This is a genomic window from Clostridium sp. UBA1056 (assembly GCA_002316385.1).
Classification (GTDB): Bacteria; Bacillota; Clostridia; order Clostridiales; family Clostridiaceae; genus Clostridium_J.
The window spans coordinates 1-6,406 of the sequence record DCDL01000022.1 but is presented as its reverse complement, the minus strand read 5'-3'; the positions used below and the strand labels follow the sequence as shown (position 1 = coordinate 6,406).

The following is a 6,406-nucleotide window of genomic DNA, read 5'->3' as shown; positions in this document are numbered from 1 at the left end:
AGTTGTTGTGTTGTAGATTTTAACTTGAATAAATACTTTAGTAAATCAATATTCCGAAACGGCTGAGCGTTAATAATATAAGTGCTTATTCAATATTTATTTAGATTAGCTTTTTTGTGAAAGCCCCGTCCTCGCGAGCAAAGCGAGAAATTATAAAATAATCTAAAGAGGAAGTTACTATGAGTATAGATAAAAAAATAAATGGAAAAGTAATAGTGCTTTTAACTGTTTTAATTATATGTTTTGTATCTTTAATTACAATTACTATAAGTAAAAATAATACATTAAAGAAATCTTTAACAATAGAAAAGAGCAATGGTTCATCTATAAAGAGTGAAAATTACTCAGAAACAAAGGTAACAGATAAAATAACCTCACTTATTTCTAAAAAACTTAATATAAGTAGTGAAGATATATCAATTTTATATGTAGCTGATATAGAAAATGATAAATTAGCTATGTTTTTATATGAAGATAAAGATAAAAGCTATGAGGGGTTATGCCATTTGATTAAGGGTGAAGCTTCCTATGATATTTTAAAAATATCTATGAAAGAAATAGATAAATGTACTCCTTTTACAGTAAATACTATGGAGATTAAGAAAAGCACTAATGAGAATTACACGGTTTTTAGTGGAATAATAAATGATACGAATATAAAAAGTGTAAATATCAATTTTAGTAATAGTACCATGGTCAATGCTTTGATTGGAGAAGAAAAATCATATTTTTATATAAATAGGCAGCCTAATTTAGATGTGTTAAGTATAGAAGCATTAGATGATTCACTTAAAATTTTCTATAAATGGTCCGAAAATGAAAAGGGAATATAACAATAAACAAGAGCTTTCGTAAAATAATTCTCTAATTTTTATAAGATGTTGAGCTAGTACTTATAGTTTTACAAATTAAACATTAGATTCAGGTTAGATTATTTTATGAAAACTTTTTATTTAATTTAGATTAACTTTGAGTTTAGGCATCTTCAAAANNCTCAAAATATACTTCCCATCTTTGACTTATTATTTATTTTCAGATGCCTTATCCATAATAGATCCACCATAATGAGATTTGAAAGAGCTTATAGAATATTGTATACTGACATAAAAGGAATGGGGGATTGTTGATGGAGATACTTTTACCTATACTATTATTTATTATAGGAATTGGATTAATAATAAAAGGTGGAGACATACTTGTAGATTCAGCTATATGGATTGCAAAGGTAACCGGAATACCTAACCTAATTATAGGAGCAACTATTGTAAGTCTAGCAACTACTCTTCCAGAGTTTTTTGTAGCTTCAGTAGCTACACTTATGGGATCTCCAGAGATTGCCATGGGTAATTCTATTGGAGCGATAATCTGTAATACAGGACTTGTACTAGCTATCCCAATGATTGTTAGGCCTGTAGTGGTAGATAAAAAGACATTTATGCCAAGAGCATTCATGATGATAATTTCTATGGTTTTGCTACTACTTTTTTCTACAGATGGAAATATTAATAGAATGGAAGGAATAGCACTTTTATTTTTACTTATATGCTATGGAAGAGAAAGTATAAAATCTGCTAGAAAGTCCTTAGAAACTTCTACGGAAATAGCAGCAACAATAGAAGAAACTATTAAATTAAGAGTAAATAAGAAAGAATTTGCAAAACATATTTTTATATTTATATTAGGTGCATTGCTCATATGGATTGGAGCAAGACTATTAGTTATAAATGCACAAATTATAGCAAGGTATTATGGTATTAGAGAAGGTGTAATCAGTCTAACTATTATGGCGTTAATAACATCTATACCAGAATTAATAACAGTTTTAACCTCTATATCTAAGAATGAAAGCGGCGTGGCAGTAGGTAATGTTATTGGTGCAAACATACTGAATATTACTATGAACATAGCTATTAGCAGTATTTTAGCAAAAGGAGGATTAGTATTAAGTTCAAGAAATGTGTACATATTTAACACACCATTTATAAGCTTTAATCAAACCATACTTTTAGATATTCCAGTAGCTTTAGTAATGATGCTACTTTTAATCTTACCTATATCAACTAATGGTAAGTATTCTAAGAGAAATGGAATAATGCTTCTTAGTGTTTATATAATATACATATGTACTGTAACTTTAATATTAAAATAAGGCATCTTCAAAAAATAAATAAGTCAGAATACTCGTCTATTTTCAGATGCCTAAAGAAGTTTTATAATAGGAGGAGAATGGAATGACAAGTTCTATAAGTTTAAACATTAAAAATCTTCAAGGCGCAGTTAGTGAGACTCATATAAATAATTTAAAACCTATGATAAATGCAGCACATAATATGCTACATAATAGAAATGGGGCTGGAAATGAATTCTTAGGGTGGCTTGACCTACCAGCTGATTATAATAAAGAAGAATTTGAAAGAGTAAAGATAGCAGCTAAAAAGATACAAGAAAATTCAAAAGTTCTTATAGTAATTGGTATCGGTGGTTCATATCTTGGAGCTAGAGCTGTCATAGAAGCAATGACAGGACCATTCTTTAATAATATGAGTGGTGATAAGAGAAAAGTTCCAGCAGTATATTTTGCAGGAAATAATATAAGTTCTACTTACTTATCTCAACTTATGAGTTTAATAGAGGGTAAGGACTTTTCTATAAATGTTATTTCAAAGTCTGGAACTACTACAGAGCCTGGTATAGCTTTTAGGATATTTAAGGAAGTTATTGAGAATAAATATGGTAAGGAAGAAGCTAAAAATAGAATTTTTGTAACTACAGATAAAGCAAGAGGAGCTCTTAAAAAGTTAGCAGATACAGAAGGCTATGAAACCTTTGTAATTCCTGATGATGTAGGTGGAAGATTCTCTGTCTTAACACCAGTAGGACTACTTCCAATCGCGGTGGCAGGAATAGATATAGATAAGTTATTGCAAGGAGCAAGAAATGGAAGAGAAAACTTTAGTAGTGAAGATGTAGATGCAAATATTTGTTATAAATATGCTGCAGCAAGACATCTTTTATATGAAAGAGGAAAGACTACAGAAATCCTTGTAAACTATGAACCTTGTCTACAGTACTTTGGTGAATGGTTTAAGCAGCTTTATGGAGAAAGTCATGGTAAAGATGGAAAGGGTATATTCCCAGCATCTGTTAACTTCTCAACAGATCTTCACTCCATGGGACAATATATTCAAGATGGAATGAGAAATATATTTGAAACTGTAATAAATGTAGAAGAGCCACAAATAAATTTATCAATAAAAGAAGATAAAGAAAACGTAGACGGACTTAATTTCTTAGCAGGAAAAACTATAGATTTTGTAAATAAAAGAGCTATGGAAGGAACAACTCTTGCCCATGTAGAAGGTGGGGTTCCCAATATAGTTATAAATATGAAAGCTTTAAATCCAGAATCCATAGGAGAACTTATTTACTTCTTTGAAAAATCCTGTGCTATAGGAGGATATTTATTAGGAATAAATCCTTTTGATCAGGAAGGTGTAGAAGCTTATAAGAAAAATATGTTTGCTTTACTTGGCAAGCCAGGATATGAAGAGCTTCAAAAATCTCTTACTGAGAAACTAGGTATATAATTATGGCTATCATAGTTGACGGAGATGGATGTGCAGGTAGAGATATTATAGAAGAAGTAGCTAAGAAATATAGTGTTCCACTAAAGATATATTGTGACATACACCATGTTATAAATTCAGATTATGGTGAAGTTATAGTTATGGATAGTGGATTTCAAGCTGTTGATATGAAGGTTGCAAACGAAGCTAAAAAGGGAGATATCGTGGTAACTCAAGATTATGGAGTTGCAGCTATGGTTCTTGGTAAGAAGTCCTATGCAATAAGTCCTAGGGGTTATATTTTTTCAGAGAATAATATAGATAAATTACTCTTTGAAAGACATATAAGTGCTAAGGTAAGACGTAGTGGTGGAAAGACTGGAAAGCATAAAAAAAGAAATGAAGATGACGATATAAGTCTTAGAGATAATCTAATAAGACTTGTAGAAAGAAGTCTAAAAGAAGAATAGAAATCTTTTAAATTAAGTTTAAAATTTAAGACTATACTTATATCAGTAATAATATAGTATATAATTTAGAATTAGCAAAACACTTGTAGAAATATAATCTACAGGTGTTTTTTTTCAAGGATTTTGTCTAATTAATTATGGCACATAAGGACTTTCATAGGTTGTTACATAATATGTAAATGTAGTATAATATATCTAGGTTTAAGAGAGAATATTATAACAATTCAATCTAATAAGGGTGTATATCTACATTCTAGGGGGAATATGTATGAATGAAATGATTATTGGTACAAGCTTAGCAAGCCCGCAGGAGAAGGAGACCGAAATTAAGGTATATATAGAAAATAAAATGTCAGAGGACTTATTATATAAATTTATAATAAACTGTGATGGAGGTTGGGAAACCATTAGAGATTTCCATGAGGATGATTTTGCCTATTGGACACCTAAGAGAGATGGAAAATATATGGTAATGGTTCAATCTAAAAAAAGAGATGGGAAGAAACCTATTGAGTTTACATCTAGAATAGATTTTATTATAGGTTCTATAGAAGAGAAGCTAATAAAAGATATTATCATGAGTGATAATGAAATAAAATTAGGAGATAAGATAGAAATTGATATTATACCTAATAAATTACCTATAATGTGTAAATATTGGATCAGTGAAGATTGTAAATGGAATTTAATAAGAGATTATTCCATAGATACTAGCTTAAGATTTACTCCAAGCCGTGAAGGTGAGATAGAAATGCTCATAGAGTGTAAAGAGGAAGACTCAGAACATCAATTTGATGACTTTAAAAATGTAACTTTTAAGGTATTACCTATGGAGCAAATAAGAATTAACAACATACAATGCCTAACAGAAGACTTGATAGTAGGAAATGAATTAACCTTTGAGGTTGATGCACACTTTGATGAGAATAGAGTAGTGCTATATAAATTTATAAGGATTGATGAATATGGAAATATGCGTGTAGTACAAGACTTTTCAAGTAAGAGATTAGTCAGTTTTACAGAAATAATACCAGGAGAGTATAAACTTTTATGCTTATTGAAAGACATGTATTCCCATGAGGGGTTTGATGATAGAGGAATAATACACTATAGCGTAGATAAGTACAAGCCTATAAAAATTCTTAACTTCACTTCAGATTTAAGCTCACCACAATTAGAAAAAACACCTATAGAATTTAAGGCCATTTGTTCTGGGGGAGACAATCTACTTTATAAATTTATAGTAGATGGAAACCACCATAGTACATCAAATTTTACTACAAATAATAGTTATAAATGGATTCCAGAAAAAAGTGGAATATATAGAGTCGAAGTTCTTGTAAAGGATAGTACCTATAGTGACGATTATGAAGAGAAGGCATTTATGGATTTCGTCATAGATGAGGATTATACACAAAATGTATATATAAAAGAAATTAAACTAAATAAGGACAAGCAGGTTCTTATAAATGATTCAGTTCAGGTAAAAGTTGAAGCTACTGGAGCTAGAAGTTTATTATATGAATTTTGTGTAAAAAAGGAAGGGAAAAAAGTCGAATTTATAGAATATAACGCAAAAGATAGTTTTAAATTTACGCCTACTAAGGTAGGAAAGCATGAAATAGAAATTAGGGTTAAGCATCCAAAATCTACGAGAGACTATGATGTGCACTCAGTGATATATATAGATTGCAAAGAATATATACCAGCTAAAATAGATTATATTCTTACAGAAAAGAAGTACATGTATATTATAGGGGACGAAATAGTTCTAGAAGTAATAACAGAGAATACTAGTAGTACCCTAGCTAAGTATAAGGTTGAAATCAATGGCAGAGAGGTTGAGACTACGGAGTTTGGTATTGATAAGAAATTTAAGCTAATTCCAAAGTGTGCAGGAGTATACACAGTAAAGATATATTGTAAAAATGTATTTAGTACAAAGGAATTTGACTGTAAAAAGGAAATTGTCTTAGATGTATTACAGGGAGCTCCAGTGACTAACTGCAAAATAACCTTAGATAAAGAAGTAATTAAATGCAATGAAGATGTTAACTTCTATGTAAAGTGCGATGGTGGAAAAGATAAATTATATGAATTTTATTTAATGGAAAAGGGAGAATGGAAGCTAATACAAAAGTATAGTAAGAAAAATTATTATACCTTTATGCCTTTTTATAAAGGATTTTATAAGATATTGGCGTTATGTAAAAGCAGCTATTCTAAAAGCTCCTATGAGGACTATTCCATATACGAAGTTCAGTGCAAGGAATAAGGCATCTTCAAAAAATAAATAAGTCAGAATGCTCGTCTATTTTGTGTTATCTGATGACTATCCGCTCTAATACTACCATCTTCTTCAAAGTGGGA

General features: G+C 30.1%; 5 protein-coding genes. All 5 read left to right on the top strand.

Annotated elements, in window-relative coordinates; genetic code table 11:
• Nucleotides 1–179: 179 nt before the first annotated feature.
• The 5 genes from B3W71_RS06065 (at nt 180) to B3W71_RS06045 (ending at nt 6,311) form a co-directional block, all read left to right on the top strand.
• Complete coding sequence (locus tag B3W71_RS06065) at nt 180–833, top strand: hypothetical protein (RefSeq protein ID WP_346888047.1); 654 nt, start codon at nt 180–182, stop codon at nt 831–833.
• Between the two features lie 293 nt (nt 834–1,126).
• Nucleotides 1,127–2,149, top strand: a complete 1,023-nt coding sequence (locus B3W71_RS06060) for a calcium/sodium antiporter (protein WP_346888046.1) — start codon at nt 1,127–1,129, stop codon at nt 2,147–2,149.
• 82 nt (nt 2,150–2,231) lie between these two features.
• Nucleotides 2,232–3,587 (top strand): glucose-6-phosphate isomerase, encoded by a 1,356-nt coding sequence (locus tag B3W71_RS06055; RefSeq protein ID WP_346888045.1) that lies wholly within the window; start codon nt 2,232–2,234, stop codon nt 3,585–3,587.
• A 2-nt stretch (nt 3,588–3,589) separates the two neighbouring features.
• Nucleotides 3,590–4,036, top strand: a complete 447-nt coding sequence (locus B3W71_RS06050; protein ID WP_346888044.1) for a YaiI/YqxD family protein — start codon at nt 3,590–3,592, stop codon at nt 4,034–4,036.
• Between the two features lie 268 nt (nt 4,037–4,304).
• Nucleotides 4,305–6,311 (top strand): triple tyrosine motif-containing protein, encoded by a 2,007-nt coding sequence (locus B3W71_RS06045; RefSeq protein WP_346888043.1) that lies wholly within the window; start codon nt 4,305–4,307, stop codon nt 6,309–6,311.
• Nucleotides 6,312–6,406: the final 95 nt, after the last annotated feature.

Bases quoted from the DNA above. Each gene is read 5' to 3' on its own strand.
- B3W71_RS06065 (WP_346888047.1), top strand. From the start codon at position 180: ATGAGTATAGATAAAAAAATAAATGGAAAAGTAATAGTGCTTTTAACT.
- B3W71_RS06045 (WP_346888043.1), top strand. From the start codon at position 4,305: ATGAATGAAATGATTATTGGTACAAGCTTAGCAAGCCCGCAGGAGAAG.
- B3W71_RS06060 (WP_346888046.1), top strand. From the start codon at position 1,127: ATGGAGATACTTTTACCTATACTATTATTTATTATAGGAATTGGATTA.
- B3W71_RS06050 (WP_346888044.1), top strand. From the start codon at position 3,590: ATGGCTATCATAGTTGACGGAGATGGATGTGCAGGTAGAGATATTATA.
- B3W71_RS06055 (WP_346888045.1), top strand. From the start codon at position 2,232: ATGACAAGTTCTATAAGTTTAAACATTAAAAATCTTCAAGGCGCAGTT.